The following is a 15,669-nucleotide window of genomic DNA, read 5'->3' as shown; positions in this document are numbered from 1 at the left end:
TCGGGCCACTGGTGTCCGGCTGCCCGGCGGCGCGGTCGCCGGGGGACTGCGGAGCATGCCGTGTGCGGGAGTCCGGCGCGTGCGGGGTCCTGCGTGATCGGACCCTCGTGCGCGGGCAGACACCTGGTTCTCCCGGCGCGGTGCCTGCGGCGCGTCTCCCCGGGGTGTGGGCCTGGGCCTCTGCGGGCGGCCGCGCGTGGCGTTCCCCGCGCGAAGGCCGGGACCCGGCCTCCCGCTCCCGGCGGGAACGCACACGGTCCGACGCGGCGCCTGGGCGCACATCCGCCCGGCACGGCGTCCGCGCCGGCGTCGCCGGTCCGCGCGGTGCGCGGGGAGTCCTGCCGTCCGGTCGCGCGGTGCACAGGGATTCCCTCCGTTTCGTCCGCGCGGCGCGTTGTGCGATGCCGCCGCGGCTCGCCGGCTCAGACCCGCATGGGGCGGTCGAACGGGCCGATGGGGGCCGGAAGGCGGGTGTCGCCGCCGGTGAGGTGACGGTCGACTGCCGCCGCGACCGCGCGGCCCTCGGCGATGGCCCAGACGATCAGAGACTGTCCGCGAGCCGCGTCGCCGGCCGCGAACACGCCCGGCACGTTGGTGGCGAAGTCCCGGTCGCGGGCGATCGTGCCGGCCGGGGTCATGGCCAGGCCCAGCTGGTCGATCAGGCCGTCGCTCCGGTCGGGGCCGGAGAAGCCGAGGGCCAGCAGGACGAGGTCGGCCGGCAGGGCCCGTTCGGTGCCGGGCACGGGACGGCGCTGCTCGTCCACCTCCACCAGGTGCAGCCACCGCACACGGCCGTCCTCGTCGCCGGAGAACCGCAGCGTCGACGCCGCGAACAGCCGTGCGTCCGCGTCCGCCAGCGGAGCGGTCCGCAGGTCGCGGGCCTCCTCGTGCGCGGGGGACACCCGGTAGACCTTCGGGTAGGTCGGCCAGGGGTCGCGCTCCTCGTCGCGCTCGGTGCCGGGCTGGGGGTAGATGTCGAGCTGCGTGACGGACGCGGCGCCCTCCCGCACCGCCGTGCCCAGGCAGTCCGCGCCGGTGTCGCCGCCGCCGACGATGACCACGTGCTTGCCGGCCGCCGACAGCGGCGAGGTCTCCAGATCGCCCTCGCACACCCGGTTGGCCAGCGGCAGATACTCCATCGCCTGGTGAATGCCGGTCAGCTCCCGTCCGGGCACGGGAAGTTCACGCCACGCCGTGGCGCCCGTGGCGATGATCACCGCGTCGTAGCGCGTCCGCAGCTCGGCCGCGTCCACATCCCGCCCGACCGCCGTGGCCGTACGGAACTTCGTCCCCTCGGCCGTCATCTGCTCGATCCGGCGCTCCAGATGCCGCTTCTCCATCTTGAACGCGGGGATGCCGTACCGCATCAGCCCGCCGATGCGGTCGTCCCGCTCGTAGACGGCGACCGTGTGCCCCGCCCGGGTCAGCTGCTGGGCCGCGGCCAGACCGGTCGGACCCGAGCCGATCACCGCGACCGTGCGCCCCGACAGCCGGTCCGGGGGAGCGGGTTGCGCGAAGCCCTCCTCCCAGGCACGGTCGGCGATGGCGCACTCGACGTTCTTGATGGTGACCGCGGGCTGGTTGATGGCGAGCACGCACCCCGCCTCGCAGGGCGCCGGGCAGAGCCGTCCGGTGAACTCCGGGAAGTTGTTCGTGGCGTGCAGGCGTTCCGCCGCCGCCCGCCAGTCCTCGCGCGAGACCAGATCGTTCCACTCCGGGATCAGATTGCCCAGCGGACAGGCGTCGTGACAGAACGGGATCCCGCAGTCCATGCAGCGGTCGGCCTGCTTGCTGATGATCGGCAGCAGCGCTCCCGGGACGTAGACCTCGTCCCAGTCCCGGACCCGCTCCTCGACGGGCCGGCGCGGCCAGTCCTGGCGGGGAGTGGTGAGGAAACCCTTGGGATCGGCCATGGCCGTCTTCCTTGCGTGCGAGGGTGACGGGCCGTGCGTCGTCGGGCGGCTCTCCTCCCGACACGATACGTCGCCTCCCGCGCGCCCGCAGCGCGCGCGACAGCGCTTTCGTGCGGCGATGCGCCCGGTACCGGGGAGCCGGGCGGTGCAGCGCCCGGCCGCCTCGCGCGCCGGGCCCGGCGGCTGCGGGGCCGGGGCGGTCGTCCGGTGCGGCCGGGGCTCGCCTCGATCAGGTCAGGGCCAGGAGATAGGACAGCGCCGCACCGGCCGAGGCGACCGTACGGACGTGGTTCCACGCCGTCCACCCGCGCACATAGCCCGGCCAGAAGGATGCCGCCTCCCGGGTGCCCGGCTCCAGCCTGGCCAGTGCGTCGTTGCGCGGCACGTTCGCGGCGACGGTGACCCCGAACGAACCGAACAGGTACAGCGCGCTGCCGACCAGCAGCTCGACCGTGCCGCCGTCCGGCCACAGCACGAACGTCACCACGGCTATCACCGCGCACAGCACCGCCGAGCCGGTGAACAACGCCATGAAGGCCGCCGTCACCGCCGCCACGTTGATCGCCTGCATCGCCGACACTCCCTGCGCCGGGGGCAGCGCGGCGAGCCCCTTCATCACGAAGCCCGAGAAGGCGTAGAAGACACCCGCCACCAGTCCGGTGCCCAGCACGCCGAGCACCGTCAGCACGAAGTAGGGTCCGTCGATCACGTCGTCATCTCCCCGTCGTCAGCCGCGCCCGCATCCCGGACATCCCCGTCGCCGCCAGTCAAGTCCTCGCAGCCCCGCCGGACCATGGCCGGCCGTCGCGGGCGCATACGCGTGCGTCCACGCGTGCTTGCTCGCCTCCCTCCTCACCCGGTGGAGCCGAGGCCCGCCCCCTGCCAGCCGCGCAGCACCGTGTCCACGGCCGCGGCGATCCTGCGGCGCGCCTCGTGGCGGGGTACGCCGCTCATCAGCAGCCGGTCGTACGGGGTGTCCGCATGGCGCACGGACGCCACGACCGCCGAGATCACCGCTCTCTCCGACAGGGCCCGTCCTGCCGCGCTCCGGCCCACCCGGCCGCTGCCCCGCACCGAGGCGTGCTCGGCGATGGCCCGGGCCCGCTCCTCGGGACAGCCGGGATACAGCCGCCGGATCTGCGCCGCGAAGGCCGCGGTGAAGCGCGCGTCCTCGGCCGCCCGCCGCCGCGCGTCCCGCGCCCGCCGTCTGCGGCGGGCCTCGGCGTCCGCCAGACACCGCTGCTCGGCCCGGGCCAGTGCATCCTCCTCGACCAGGACCCCCTGCCGCTCGTACCGGCCCTTGCGCCGGTTGAACCGCACGACCACCGCCGACAGTGTGCTCTCCTCCCGCGCCCTGCGGGTGAGCGCCGTGTCCCCGCGCGGCAGGAAGACCAGATGGCCCAGGTCGGAGCAGTCCAGGCAGCGCGGCACCCCGTTCTCCATGACGAGCAGCGGCAGCGGGCCGCGACGGCAGGCCGAACAGTGCCGCCGGCCGAGCGGCTGATGCACCACAAGTCCGGGAGGGGGAGGGTGAGTTGTGCGGGAGGCCATGCTCTTCTCCTTCCCTTCGGCAGGGGGGTGGTCCCACGTTCCACCGGCTGTGCGGTCCGTCCCATGAGCCGCGCCCGGTACACCGCGCAGCGCGCGCCGGGGGCGGAGCATCATGGGGCGTGTGCGACTCGAAGCGATCACCTGGGACCGGCTCGGCGACCTTCTCTCCGAGCGCCTGCTCGAGCTGCGGGCGGCCGACGGCGGCCCCTGGCTGCGGGTCGCCTTCGACGGGGCACCGGCCGCCCGGCCCGGCGATCTCGCGGAACGCGTCGCCGAGGCGCTGCGGGTGCGCGGCCGCCCCTCGCTGGTCGTCGGCACGGACGGATTCTGGCGGCCCGCCTCGCTCCGCCTCGAGCACGGCCACCGGGACGTGGACTCCTACTACGAGGGCTGGTACGACACCGGTGCGCTGTGGCGGGAGGTGTTCGGCCCCCTCGAACCCGGTGGCAGCGGCCGCGTCCTGCCCGACCTGCGTGACCCGGTGACGGACCGTTCCACCCGCAGCGGCTATGTCGAACTCCCGCCGGGCGGCGTGCTGTTGCTGCACGGACCTTTCCTGCTGCGTCACTGGTTCCCCTTCGATCTGAGCGTCCACCTCCTGCTCTCCCCGGGCGCGCTGCGCCGCCGGACACCGGAGCAGGAGCAGTGGACCCTGCCGGCCTTCGAGCGCTACGAGCGGGAGACCGATCCGGCGGAGACCGCCGACGTGCTGATCCGTGCCGACGATCCGCGCCGCCCGGCCTGGCGCGGCTGAGCGGACCCGTACGGGACGCGCCCGCAGGTGGCGCGTGCGGCCCCGCTCTCCGGGTGCCGCGTGCGGAGGGAGCCGGGACAATGAGAGGCGCCGGGACTCGCGGCGTGTCCCGCGCTGCGCCGGCCGTCCGGCATCGGGAGGTATTTGATGACCACCGCCGGAGACATCATGCACCGTGGCGCCCAGTGGATCCCCGCCCACGAAACGCTCGACCGCGCCGCTCAGCTGATGCGTGAACTGAACGTCGGTGCTCTGCCCATCAGCGACGAGAACGAGCGGCTGTGCGGCATCCTCACCGACCGCGACATCGTCGTCGACTGTGTCGCCAGGGGGCAGGACCCCTCCCGGGTCACCGCGGGCGACCTGGCCAAGGGCACACCCCGCTGGATCGACGCCGGCGCCGACGTCAGCGAGGTGCTCAGCGAGATGCAGACCCATCGCATCCGCCGGCTCCCCGTGGTCGAGGACAAGCGGCTGGTCGGCATGATCAGCGAATCCGACCTGGCCCAGCACCTGGCCGACGACCAGATGGCCTCCTGGGCAGAGAGCGTGTACGCCAGGACGACCGCCTGACGGACACCGGCCCCGTGCCGCGGTCCGGCCCCGTGCCGCGGTCCGGGTCCGGCCCCGGCGGGCCCGGACCGCGGGCCGCTCAGAGCCAGCGGCTGCGGCGGAACGCCCGGTACAGCAGCAGGCACGCCACCGATATGACGCCCAGGACCAAGCCGTAGCCGTACCGCCAGCGCAGCTCCGGCATGTGGTCGAAGTTCATCCCGTAGACGCCGCAGACCATCGTCGGCACCGCCACGATCGCGGCCCAGGCGGTGATCTTCCGCATGTCCTCGTTCTGCGCGACCGTGACCTGCGCCAGGTGCGCCTGCAGGATCGAGTTGATCAGCTCGTCGAAGGAGGCTATCTGCTCCTTCGCCCGCTGCAGATGGTCGGCCACGTCGCGGAAGTAGGCCTGTATGTCCGGGGCGATCACCCGGGCCGGACGGGTGGCGAGCTCCTCCAGCGGGCGGTCGAGCGGCACCACGGCCCGCTTCAGCTCGAGGAGTTCACGCTTGAGCTGGTAGATGCGGCCCGGATCGACCCGGGCGCCGTGCTCGGCGAAGACGTCGCTCTCGACATGGTCGATGTCCAGCTGCACCGCGTCGATGACCCGCAGATAGTCGTCCACCACGTGGTCCGCGATCGCGTGCAGCACCGCGGACGGCCCCAGGGCGAGCTGCTGCCGGTCGGACTCCAGGTCCTCACGCACCGGACCGAGCGAGCCGTGCCGGCCGTGCCGCACCGTGACCACGAAGTCCGGGCCGAGGAACACCATGATCTCGCCGGTGTCCACCACCTCGCTGGTGGCGGTGAGCTCCTCGTGCTCGGCATAGCAGACTGTCTTGAACACCGCGAACAGCGTCTCCCCGTACCGCTCCAGCTTGGGGCGCTGGTGGGCCTCGACCGCGTCCTCGACCGCCAGCGGATGCAGGTCGAACAGCTCGGCGACGCCCGTGAACTCCTCGTCCGCCGGCTCGTGCAGCCCCAGCCAGACGAAACCCTCGCCGCTCCTGCGCACCTGCCGCACGGCCTCCACCGGATCGCCGCTGGCCGCCGTGCGCACACCGTCCCGGTAGGTCACGCAGTTGACCACCGAGGAGCCGAGCGGCGAGCGGGCCGGGTGGCTCAGGTCCACACGGGCCCGGCGCCGGGTCAGCCGGGCGACTCTGCGCAGTCCGGCGACCCTGCCGAGACCGGTGACCCTCCGCAGTTGTGCTGCCCTCGACATCAGGCTCTCCTCGCGTGGTTCCCCCGCGCAGCTTCCGCGCTCCGCGCCTTGGCGATCAGTCTGCCAGCACGGCCAGATCCGCGTGCGGGCCTGTGGAAAGGGCTCGTTCCGCTTTGTTCCCGGCTGTGGACGAACCACGCCGGGCCGCGTTCCCGCCGCGTCGCCCACCGGGGACAAGCCGGGCAAATGGGATGATCGCATCATGATGCGAACCGACGGGAACGTGCTCCACCACCGGCAGGCCGAGGCGGCGGAGGGCCATGACGCCTTCGCCGCCCTGTACGACCCCACGACGATCCGGCATCTCGAGGCCGTCGGGGTCCGCCCCGGCTGGCGCTGCTGGGGGATCGGCAGCACTTCCCTGGTGTCCTGGCTGGCCAAACGGGTCGGTCCGACGGGCCGGGTGCTGGCCACGCCGGTTGACACCACCTGGTCCGCCCCCGCCGCCCGACCGCCGGTGGAGATCCTGAACCACGACATCGCGTCCGGCGAACCGCCCGCCGGGGGCTTCGACCTGGTGCACGCCCGGCTCCCGTTCGTCGAGGCGGCCGACCGTGAACGGGCGGTCCGCGCCATGGCCGCCGCCCTGCGCCCCGGCGGTCATCTGCTGATCGAGGACACCGACCCCGAACTCCAGCCGCTCGCCTGCCCCGACGAGCACGGCCCCGGGGAGCGGCTCGCCAACCGGCTGCGGCGCGGCATCCACGAGCTCCGCACCGCACGCGGCCAGAGCCACGCCCAGAGCCATGCCCAGGGCCGCGTCCTGCCCCGCCTGCTGCGGCAGGCCGGCCTCACCGAGGTGACGGCCGACGCGTACATCCCGTACGCCGATCCGGCCTGCGCCAGGCTGGAGTCCGCCACCGTCCGGCTGCTCGGCGACCGGCTCCTCGTGGCGGGGCTGGCCACCGCGGGGGACATCGAGGAACATCTCGGCAACCTGGCCACCGGCGAGCTGGCCCTGTCGGCCGCGCCGCTGATCTCGGCACGGGGACGCAAGTCGCAGGCGTCCAAGGTTCGGTGACGAGCGCTCGGACTCCAGGTGTGCCGAGACGGCCCCGCCGGCCCGCGCCTGAGATCAAGCCGGCCCGAAGGCCCGGTCCGGCGGGTTCCGAGGCGGGCCGGGCCGGGCTGAGGCCGGGTCTGGTCAGGCCGAGGAAGCCGGGCCGGGACCGGGCCTGGTCAGGCCGAGGAAGCCGGGCCGAGCAGGGTCCGGCGGGTGTGGAGGCGACTCGAGCCGGGCTGAGGCCGGATCCGGCGCCGGGGTGAGCCCGGCATCCCGCCCGGTTCACGGCCGCGACCTCCCGAGACCGCGCCGGGGGTCTCGCGGACGACAGCCAGCCGCCCGCGGCCGACACCGGAACCGTGCTGCAGCAGGCCCTCAGACCCGTGCCGGAGGCCGGCCACCCACGTGTGCCACCGCCCGTGCGCCCGCCGCGCAGCCCCGTGCCGCCGCCTCCTGGGGCTCCGCGCCCTCCAGCAGGGCCGCGAGGAAGGCACCGGTGAAGGCGTCGCCCGCACCCGTGGTGTCCCGCGGCACCGCCGGCCCGGCGGGGACACGGGCGTACACCGCTCCCGAACGTGCCAGCAGCGCGCCGCGCGCTCCCTGTTTGGTCACCACCAGCGGGACGCTCCGGCTGAGCCGGGCCGTCGCCTCCGCAACGTCGGACAGCCCGGTGAGCAGGCATGCCTCGTCGCGGCTGGGCAGCAGCACGTCCACACCGCCGACTCGCGCGAGGCACCGCTCGGCGCCCAGCCGCCTGATGAACCCGGCCGAGGCCGGATCCAGGCTCACCGGCACGTCCCGTTCGCGTGCGGCCTTCATGGCCACCGTCACGAACTCCCGGCCGCTCTCGCTGAACAGCAGGTAGCCCGACAGATGCAGCCGGGCCACTCCGTCCAGCAACGCGTCGGACCAGTCGGCCGGTTCGAGACGCAGCGAGGCACCGCTGTCGGTGAGGAACGTCCGCTCGGCCCGGGCGTCCTCGTCGACCAGGCAGATCACCGTGCCGGTGGGCGTCTCCTCATCGACGACGAGAACGGGGCGCACCCCGCACGCCGTCAGCTCCCGCTCGTGCCACTCCGCCTCGTCCGCGCCGACCCGCCCCAGCAGCCGTACCTCCGCACCACCCCAACGTGCCGCCCAGCAGGCCACATTGGCGCCCGCCCCGCCCGGTACCCGCCGGACGGAGGCCGTGGTGTCCGTGCCGGGGGCCAGCGGGCCCCGGTGCCGTGCGACGACATCCGTGATCACGTCGCCGGCGACCAGCAGTGCTCCCGCGCGGCCCACCGTCACTCCCCGGCGTTCCAGGCCGCCGCGATCCGTGCCGCCAGGCGCACATTGCCCCGCACCGCCGCGAGATTCGCGGCGAGGGAGGCACCGTCGGTGTGCCGCACCAGGTAGTCCAGCAGGAAGGGCGTGACCGCCTGGCCTGTGACGCCTTCCCGCTCGCAGGCGTGCAGCGCCTCCGCGAGCACCCGGTCGTGCAGCGCCGGGTCCAGCTGCTCGTCCTCCGGCACGGGATGCGCCACGATCAGCGCCGACTCGGGTGCGCCGAGCGCGTCCTGTGCCCGCATGACCCCGGCCACCTGCCCGGGGGTGTCCAGCCGCCAGTCCACCGGATGCCCGGAGTCCGACAGATAGAAGCCGGGGAAGCGGTCCGTGCCGTATCCGGCGACCGCGACGCCGAGGGTCTCCAGCCGCTGCAGCGTCGCCGGCACGTCCAGAATCGACTTCACGCCCGCGCACACCACCGTGATCCGCGTGTGCGCCAGCAGCGACAGATCGGCCGACTCGTCCTGTGTCACCGTCCACTCCCGGTGCACCCCGCCCAGGCCGCCGGTCGCGAACACCCGCACGCCCGCCCGGGCGGCGAGCAGTGCGGTCGCCGACACGGTGGTGGCCCCGCTGGCCCCCGAGGCCATCGCGAGCGGCAGGTCCCGGTGGCCCAGCTTGCGTATCCCGTCCTCGTTCGCGATCCGCTCCAGCTGGTCCTTGTCCAGGCCGATGTGCGGCGAACCGTCCAGCACGGCGATCGTCGCCGGCACGGCACCCTCCTGGCGGACTGTGTCCTCCAGCTCCGACGCCACCTGCAGATTGCGCGGCCGGGGCAGCCCGTGCGCGATGATCGTCGACTCCAGGGCCACCACCGGCCGGCCGGACGCGAGCGCCTCCCGCACCTCTTCGGACACCGTGAGCACCACTGGTCTGCCTCCCGTCTGTCGCCCTTCCCTCATCTCTGGCGGGCCGGGACCGTGATCAAACCCCTTGCGCGGCGTCACGAAGATCACGGATTCTGGACGTATGAGCGAAAACACCACGGACGATCACACGACGGACGCAGCGCACCCGGCACGCCTCGACCACATCGTGCTCTGGGTGCGCGACCCCGTCGCCGCGGCCGGCTTCTACGAGAAGGCGGTCGGCCTGGAGCCCGTCCGGCTCTCCGACTACTCCGTGGGTGAGGCGCCCTTCCCGTCGGTACGGGTCAACGAGGAGACCATCCTCGACCTGATGCCGGTGGCCAAGGCGGAGCGGATGACGATGCTGCCCGGCGCGGCCGAGAGCGCCGGCCACCCCGTCAACCACGTCTGCCTGTCCCTGACGGCCGCCGCCTTCGACACACTGCGCACCCGCCTGGCGGAACAGGACGTACCGATGACGGACATCGGCCACGACTCCTTCGGCGCCCGCGGCCTGGCCCGGCGCAGCTTCTACTTCCGCGACCCCGACGGAAACGTCTTCGAGGCACGCCATTACGACTAGCCGACCGGCGAACGGACGCGCCTGACCGGCGGCCGGCGGCTGACACGCCGGATGCGTCCGACGCGCCCTGACGCTCTGCCCGGCCCTCAGAACAGCGGCTCGGGCAGCACCCCTTCGAGCGCCAGCAGCCGCCGCTTGGTCTCCAGACCGCCCCCGAACCCACCGATGCCGCCGTCGCTCTCCACCACCCGGTGGCAGGGCACCACCACCGGCAGCGGATTGGCTCCCATCGCCATGCCCACCGCCTGCGCGGCACCGGGCTGGCCCACCCGCCCGGCCAGGTCGCCGTAGCCGACCACCGTGCCGTACGGGACGCCGGAGGCCAGTTGCTGCAGCACCTCACGGTTGAAGCCGGAGATCAGCGACCAGTCCAGCGGCAGTTCGAACTCGGTGCGTTCACCGGCGAAGTAGGCCCGGACCTGGCGTATCGCCTCGGCCAGCAGCGGCGAGCCGGGATCCTCGACCGGCTCACCGCCGAACCGCGACGCGAGCCGCCGCAGGGCCGCGTCGCGCACCGTCCCGGTCGCGTGGAAGACGACGTTGACCAGGCCCTTGCCGGTCGCCGCCAGCAGCAGCGGGCCGATGCCGGTGTCCACGACGGCCCACACGACCCGCTGCTCGTCCTGCCCATGGCTGTCCATGCGGCCCACCGTACGGCCCGCCACTGACAACGCGTCGGTCAGCGGCCCGGAGCCGCGGCCCCGCGCGGGCGCGGCGGCCGGCGTCCACCAGCCGCCCGCCCGGCCGGACGCGGCCGACGGCCACCGGCATCACGACGCGGCGCTCAGCCGCCCACCGCGTCCCGCACCACGTCCGGCGCGTTGCTGATGATGCCGTCCACGCCGAGGCCGGCCACCCGGCGGGCCGCGGCCGGGTCGTCCACGGTCCAGGTGAAGACCTCCATCCGCCTGCCGTGCGCGCCCCGGAAGGCCTGGACGGCCGTGACATAGCTCGCGGTGAGCGAGCCGTGCGGGGGATTGATCTGGTCGGTGAAGCGCGCGTACGCGGGCAGGTCGGCGACCGGCGGCGTGCCCAGGAAGCCCGTCTTGACGGCCGGCTTCAGCTCGTGCACGGTACGCACGCTGTCCGCGCTGAAGCTCTGCACGATCAGCCGCCCCCGGGTGTGCCAGCGGTCGAGCCAGCCCTCGTTGCTGAGGACCTTGAGGGTGTCGCGCTCGATGCCGGGGTACAGCTCAGGATTCTTGATCTCCAGCAGCAGCTTCTGATGGTGCCGCTCCACCCGGTGCAGGTACTGCTCGAGCGTCGGCACCCGGGCGCCCGCGTACTCGGGGCCGAACCAGCTGCCCGCGTCCAGCCGGGCGATCTCCGCGGCGGTGAAGTCCTTCACCCTCCACGGAGCCCGGTCGGGGAAGACCTCCTCGGCATTGGTGGTGCGCTGCAGATTGTCGTCGTGCATCACCACCAGTTCCCCGTCCTTGGTGCGCTGGACGTCGTTCTCCACCCAGTCGATCCCCAGCTCGGCCGCCTTGTCCACGGCCTGAAGGGTGTTCTCGGGTGCGTAGGCGGAGGCACCGCGGTGCGCGACGACCTCGGGACGCCACCGTCCCTCGCCCGTGGCGCCGGCGGGGGAGGCGGACAGCAGCAGGGCGGTGATGCTCAGGAGCGCGGTGGCCGAGGCGGTTACAGCGCGCAGGTGCATGCGTACTCCTCGCGTGTCGGACGATCCGATGTCACGGACGGACCAACAGTGACAGCAGAGGGTCAACGACAAGCAGGCGCAGGATGGCCAGACATTGAACGGCTGTCGCCGCACTCCGCACACTGGTGGCGCACATGTGAGGCAAGGGCGTGTTTCTTTGCCGGAAAGTCGTTCGACTCTTCCGGTGGGGGCCATACTCTCTGCGTCAACCCCGACCGCCCGCGCGGTCCTGGGAGGGTGCTTCCATCGGGAATTTCCGGGACGCAAAGGGCGGAAGGGCAGCCGCGCATGCAAGGCACGGTCGACGGATTCAGCTACGGTCTGGTCACACCGCTGGTGGCGTACCTCATGGCCTGCCTCGGCGGCGCCCTCGGCCTGCGCTGCACCACCCGGTCCATGGCCGTCACCGGCGCCTGGCGCCCCGGTCTGCTCGCGCTGGGCTCGGCCGCCATCGGCTCGGGCATATGGACCATGCACTTCATCGCGATGACGGGCTTCACCGTGGAGGGCACGACGCTCCACTACGACCGGGCGATGACCTTCGCGAGCCTGGCCATCGCCATCGCCATGGCGGGCGTCGGGATCTTCATCGTCGGCTACCGGGGTGCCTCCGGCGCCGCCCTGTTCACCGGCGGCACCCTCACCGGTCTCGGCATCGCCTCGATGCACTACCTGGGCATGGCCAGCATCAGCCTCGACGGGGAGCTGGAGTACAACACCCTCACCGTCGCCGTCTCCGTCGTCATCGCCATGGCCGCCGCGACCGCGGCGCTGTGGGCGGCCGGACAGGTCAAGGGCTTCCTGTGGAGCGTCGGAGCGAGCCTCGTCATGGGGCTCGCGGTCACCGGCATGCACTACACGGGCATGGCCGCCCTCACCGTCCACGTCCACGGCACGGCCGCCCCCGCCACCGGCGAGTCCGCCGCCGCCCTGCTCGCGCCGATGCTGATCGGCCCGCTGGCCCTGCTGGTCCTGGCCGGCGTCGTGGTGATCCTCGACCCGATGATGATCTCGGGACGCACGACCGTCACCCCGGCCGGCCGACGGCCCGGCGTCCCCGCCCGCACCACGGCTCACTCCGCGCCCCACCCCACGCCGACCAGGCGCCGCCTGCGCCACCGGGGGCCGGTGGAGCGCCGCACCCGCACCCCGCAGAAGCACTGACCGGGCGCTCCGGTACCGCAGGCAGGCGCCCCGCCCGTGGCCCGCAGCCCGGTGAGCCGGGCCCGCTGCCCGGCGATCCCGGCCCGTTGTCAGTGGCGGGTCGTACCGTGGAACGCATGCGGCCCGTTTCCCAGATCGAACGCACGGTGGCGCCCTTCGAGGTCGTCAGCCCCTACCAGCCGAGCGGCGACCAGCCGGCGGCCATCGAGGAACTCGCCCGGCGCATCGAAGCCGGCGAGAAGGACATCGTCCTGCTCGGCGCCACCGGTACCGGCAAATCCGCCACCACCGCGTGGATGATCGAGAAGGTCCAGCGCCCCACGCTCGTGATGGCTCCGAACAAGACCCTGGCCGCCCAGCTGGCCAACGAGTTCCGGGAGCTGCTGCCGAACAACGCGGTCGAGTACTTCGTCTCCTACTACGACTACTACCAGCCCGAGGCGTACGTCCCGCAGTCGGACACCTACATCGAGAAGGACTCCTCGATCAACGAGGAGGTCGAGCGGCTGCGCCACTCCGCCACCAACTCGCTGCTCACCCGGCGCGACGTGGTGGTCGTCGCCTCCGTCTCCTGCATCTACGGCCTGGGCACGCCGCAGGAGTACGTGGACCGCATGGTGCCGCTGCGCGTCGGCCAGGAGATCGACCGGGACGAGCTGCTGCGCCGCTTCGTCGACATCCAGTACACGCGCAACGACATGGCCTTCACCCGCGGCACCTTCCGGGTCCGCGGCGACACCATCGAGATCTTCCCGGTCTACGAGGAGCTCGCCGTCCGCATCGAGATGTTCGGCGACGAGATCGAGGCGCTCACCACGCTCCACCCGGTGACCGGCGAGATCGTCAGCGACGAGCAGCAGCTGTACGTCTTCCCCGCCTCCCACTACGTCGCCGGCCCCGAGCGCATGGAGCGGGCGATCAACGACATCGAGAAGGAGCTGGCCGAACGCCTCGCCGAGCTGGAGAAGCAGGGCAAGCTCCTGGAGGCGCAGCGGCTGCGCATGCGCACCACCTACGACATCGAGATGCTCCGCCAGATCGGCACCTGCTCCGGCGTGGAGAACTACTCGATGCACTTCGACGGCCGCGAGCCCGGCTCACCGCCGAACACCCTGCTGGACTACTTCCCGGAGGACTTCCTGCTCGTCATCGACGAGTCGCATGTCACGGTCCCGCAGATCGGCGCCATGTACGAGGGCGACGCCTCCCGCAAGCGCACCCTCGTCGAGCACGGCTTCCGGCTCCCCTCCGCGCTCGACAACCGCCCGCTGAAGTGGGAGGAGTTCCAGGAGCGCATCGGGCAGACCGTCTACCTGTCCGCCACACCCGGCAATTACGAGATCTCCCGCTCCAAGGGCGTCGTGGAGCAGATCATCCGCCCGACCGGTCTGGTCGACCCCGAGGTGGTCGTCAAACCGACCGAGGGCCAGATCGACGACCTGGTGCACGAGATCCGCAAGCGGGTCGAGAACGACGAACGGGTCCTGGTCACCACGCTCACCAAGAAGATGGCCGAGGACCTGACCGACTACTTCCTGGAACTCGGCATCCAGGTGCGCTACCTGCACAGCGACGTCGACACCCTGCGCCGGGTGGAGCTGCTGCGCGAGCTGCGCAGCGGCGAGTACGACGTACTGGTCGGCATCAACCTGCTGCGCGAGGGCCTGGACCTGCCCGAGGTGTCCCTGGTGGCCATCCTGGACGCCGACAAGGAGGGCTTCCTGCGCTCCGGCACGTCGCTGATCCAGACCATCGGCCGGGCGGCGCGCAATGTCTCCGGCCAGGTCCACATGTACGCCGACAAGATCACCCCGGCGATGGCGAAGGCGATCGAGGAGACCAACCGCCGCCGGGAGAAGCAGATCGCGTACAACCGGGCGAACGGCATCGACCCGCAGCCGCTGCGCAAGAAGATCAACGACATCGTGGCGCAGATCGCCCGCGAGGACATCGACACCGAGCAGCTGCTCGGCTCGGGCTACCGCAAGGCGCGCAAGGACGGCGGCGGTACCAAGACCCCCGTGCCCTCCCTGGGGAGGGGGGCCAGCACCGCCGAGCCGGCCAGGAACGCGAAGGCCGCCAAGCAAGCCAGGGGCGCCAAGGGCAAGGCGGCCGAGACGGTGCCGACCGACCGCCCCGCGGCCGAGCTCGCCGAACAGATCGAGGAACTCACCGCACGCATGCGGGCCGCCGCCGCGGATCTGCAGTTCGAGATCGCGGCCCGGCTGCGCGACGAGGTCGCCGAGATGAAGAAGGAGCTGCGCCAGATGCAGGAGGCCGGTCTGTCCTGACCGGGCGCCTCAGAAGCGCACAGCAACCCCGGTCCGCACGGACTGTGTTGCAAGACCGACACAAAGTGCGGACCTGGGTACATCACTGTCAGTGCCCCTGCGTAGGGTTCTCGGCAACCGCGGTTGTGCGGCAACAGGGGAAAGCTCGAGAGGGGAATCAGCGCGTGACCGTCAACATGACCAAGGGTCAGGCCATCAGTCTGCAGAAGAACGACGGCGGCAGCCTGACCGCGGTCCGTATGGGTCTCGGCTGGCAGGCGGCCCCTCGCCGCGGCCTGTTCGGCTCGCGTACCCGGGAGATCGACCTGGACGCCTCGGCCGTCCTCTTCGCCGACAAGCAGCCGGTCGACGTCGTCTTCTTCCGCCACCTGGTGAGCGACGACGGCTCGGTCCGCCACACCGGCGACAACCTGGTCGGCGGTGCCGGCCAGGGCGGCGACGACGAGGCCATCCTGGTCGACCTGTCCCGCGTCCCGGTCCACATCGACCAGATCGTCTTCACCGTGAACTCGTTCACGGGCCAGACCTTCCAGGAGGTGCAGAACGCCTTCTGCCGCCTGGTCGACGAGACCAACGGCCAGGAGCTGGCCCGCTACACCCTGGCCGGCGGCGGCGCCTACACCGCCCAGATCATGGCCAAGGTGCACCGCGCGGGCACCGGCTGGACCATGACGGCCCTCGGCACCCCGGCCAACGGCCGCACCTTCCAGGACCTGATGCCGGCGATCCTGCCGCTTCTGTAATCACGCACATCACGGGCCCGCAGCCCCGGGTACCGAGCGGGCCGGGCGGC

Annotated in this window: 15 protein-coding genes; 7 read left to right on the top strand and 8 right to left on the bottom strand. The window is 72.4% G+C overall.

Annotation, left to right across the window (positions count from 1 at the left end; all coding sequences use genetic code 11):
* Positions 1-422: 422 nt before the first annotated feature.
* From HCJ93_RS05300 to HCJ93_RS05290, 3 genes are all read right to left on the bottom strand, one after another.
* Positions 423-1,913, bottom strand: a complete 1,491-nt coding sequence (locus HCJ93_RS05300) for a glutamate synthase subunit beta (RefSeq protein WP_167991526.1) — start codon at positions 1,911-1,913, stop codon at positions 423-425.
* 229 nt (positions 1,914-2,142) lie between these two features.
* Positions 2,143-2,622 (bottom strand): anthrone oxygenase family protein, encoded by a 480-nt coding sequence (locus HCJ93_RS05295; RefSeq protein ID WP_167991524.1) that lies wholly within the window; start codon positions 2,620-2,622, stop codon positions 2,143-2,145.
* A gap of 143 nt (positions 2,623-2,765) precedes the next feature.
* The gene (locus HCJ93_RS05290; protein WP_167991522.1) at positions 2,766-3,464 is read right to left on the bottom strand and encodes a DUF2293 domain-containing protein; all 699 of its coding nucleotides are present in this window, start codon (positions 3,462-3,464) and stop codon (positions 2,766-2,768) included.
* 121 nt (positions 3,465-3,585) lie between these two features.
* On the opposite strand from HCJ93_RS05290, the gene HCJ93_RS05285 reads away from it, so the two are divergent.
* On the top strand, positions 3,586-4,218 hold the full coding sequence (locus tag HCJ93_RS05285; RefSeq protein WP_167991521.1) for a nucleoside/nucleotide kinase family protein: 633 nt from the start codon (positions 3,586-3,588) through the stop codon (positions 4,216-4,218).
* A gap of 147 nt (positions 4,219-4,365) precedes the next feature.
* Positions 4,366-4,791 (top strand): CBS domain-containing protein, encoded by a 426-nt coding sequence (locus HCJ93_RS05280; RefSeq protein WP_167991519.1) that lies wholly within the window; start codon positions 4,366-4,368, stop codon positions 4,789-4,791.
* Positions 4,792-4,870: 79 nt separating this feature from the next.
* Here the strand turns inward: HCJ93_RS05280 and HCJ93_RS05275 are convergent, their stop codons facing one another.
* The gene (locus tag HCJ93_RS05275) at positions 4,871-5,998 is read right to left on the bottom strand and encodes a magnesium and cobalt transport protein CorA (RefSeq protein WP_167991517.1); all 1,128 of its coding nucleotides are present in this window, start codon (positions 5,996-5,998) and stop codon (positions 4,871-4,873) included.
* 202 nt (positions 5,999-6,200) lie between these two features.
* Here HCJ93_RS05275 and HCJ93_RS05270 point away from each other — a divergent pair, with 202 nt between their 5' ends.
* The gene (locus HCJ93_RS05270) at positions 6,201-7,019 is read left to right on the top strand and encodes a methyltransferase domain-containing protein (RefSeq protein WP_167991516.1); all 819 of its coding nucleotides are present in this window, start codon (positions 6,201-6,203) and stop codon (positions 7,017-7,019) included.
* Positions 7,020-7,376: 357 nt separating this feature from the next.
* Here the strand turns inward: HCJ93_RS05270 and HCJ93_RS05265 are convergent, their stop codons facing one another.
* Together HCJ93_RS05265 and HCJ93_RS05260 are read right to left on the bottom strand one after the other, a co-directional pair.
* Positions 7,377-8,291 (bottom strand): carbohydrate kinase family protein, encoded by a 915-nt coding sequence (locus HCJ93_RS05265; RefSeq protein WP_373563554.1) that lies wholly within the window; start codon positions 8,289-8,291, stop codon positions 7,377-7,379.
* Complete coding sequence (locus HCJ93_RS05260) at positions 8,288-9,199, bottom strand: pseudouridine-5'-phosphate glycosidase (protein WP_167991514.1); 912 nt, start codon at positions 9,197-9,199, stop codon at positions 8,288-8,290. Before HCJ93_RS05260 ends, HCJ93_RS05265 begins: the two co-directional genes overlap by 4 nt.
* 100 nt (positions 9,200-9,299) lie before the next feature.
* Here HCJ93_RS05260 and HCJ93_RS05255 point away from each other — a divergent pair, with 100 nt between their 5' ends.
* Complete coding sequence (locus HCJ93_RS05255) at positions 9,300-9,761, top strand: VOC family protein (RefSeq protein ID WP_167991512.1); 462 nt, start codon at positions 9,300-9,302, stop codon at positions 9,759-9,761.
* An 86-nt stretch (positions 9,762-9,847) separates the two neighbouring features.
* Here HCJ93_RS05255 and HCJ93_RS05250 read toward each other — a convergent pair whose 3' ends face one another.
* Together HCJ93_RS05250 and HCJ93_RS05245 are read right to left on the bottom strand one after the other, a co-directional pair.
* Positions 9,848-10,402 carry a methylated-DNA--[protein]-cysteine S-methyltransferase gene (locus HCJ93_RS05250; protein ID WP_167991510.1) on the bottom strand — a complete coding sequence of 185 codons (555 nt, stop codon included), beginning with the start codon at positions 10,400-10,402 and terminating at the stop codon, positions 9,848-9,850.
* 143 nt (positions 10,403-10,545) lie between these two features.
* On the bottom strand, positions 10,546-11,421 hold the full coding sequence (locus tag HCJ93_RS05245; RefSeq protein WP_167991508.1) for a glycerophosphodiester phosphodiesterase: 876 nt from the start codon (positions 11,419-11,421) through the stop codon (positions 10,546-10,548).
* A gap of 288 nt (positions 11,422-11,709) precedes the next feature.
* On the opposite strand from HCJ93_RS05245, the gene HCJ93_RS05240 reads away from it, so the two are divergent.
* The 3 genes from HCJ93_RS05240 (at position 11,710) to HCJ93_RS05230 (ending at position 15,619) form a co-directional block, all read left to right on the top strand.
* Positions 11,710-12,585: an MHYT domain-containing protein gene (locus HCJ93_RS05240; RefSeq protein WP_167991507.1), complete on the top strand. Its 876-nt coding sequence runs from the start codon at positions 11,710-11,712 to the stop codon at positions 12,583-12,585.
* 116 nt (positions 12,586-12,701) lie between these two features.
* Positions 12,702-14,876, top strand: coding sequence for an excinuclease ABC subunit UvrB (gene uvrB / locus HCJ93_RS05235; protein WP_167991505.1), 2,175 nt, complete (start codon positions 12,702-12,704; stop codon positions 14,874-14,876).
* A 164-nt stretch (positions 14,877-15,040) separates the two neighbouring features.
* Positions 15,041-15,619 carry a TerD family protein gene (locus HCJ93_RS05230; protein ID WP_167991504.1) on the top strand — a complete coding sequence of 193 codons (579 nt, stop codon included), beginning with the start codon at positions 15,041-15,043 and terminating at the stop codon, positions 15,617-15,619.
* The last annotated feature ends 50 nt before the right edge of the window (positions 15,620-15,669 follow it).

The organism is Streptomyces composti, from assembly GCF_012034205.1.
Lineage (GTDB): Bacteria > Actinomycetota > Actinomycetes > Streptomycetales > Streptomycetaceae > Streptomyces > Streptomyces composti.
Note: the sequence above shows the minus strand (reverse complement) of the source record. Positions and strands in the feature narration are given on the sequence as shown.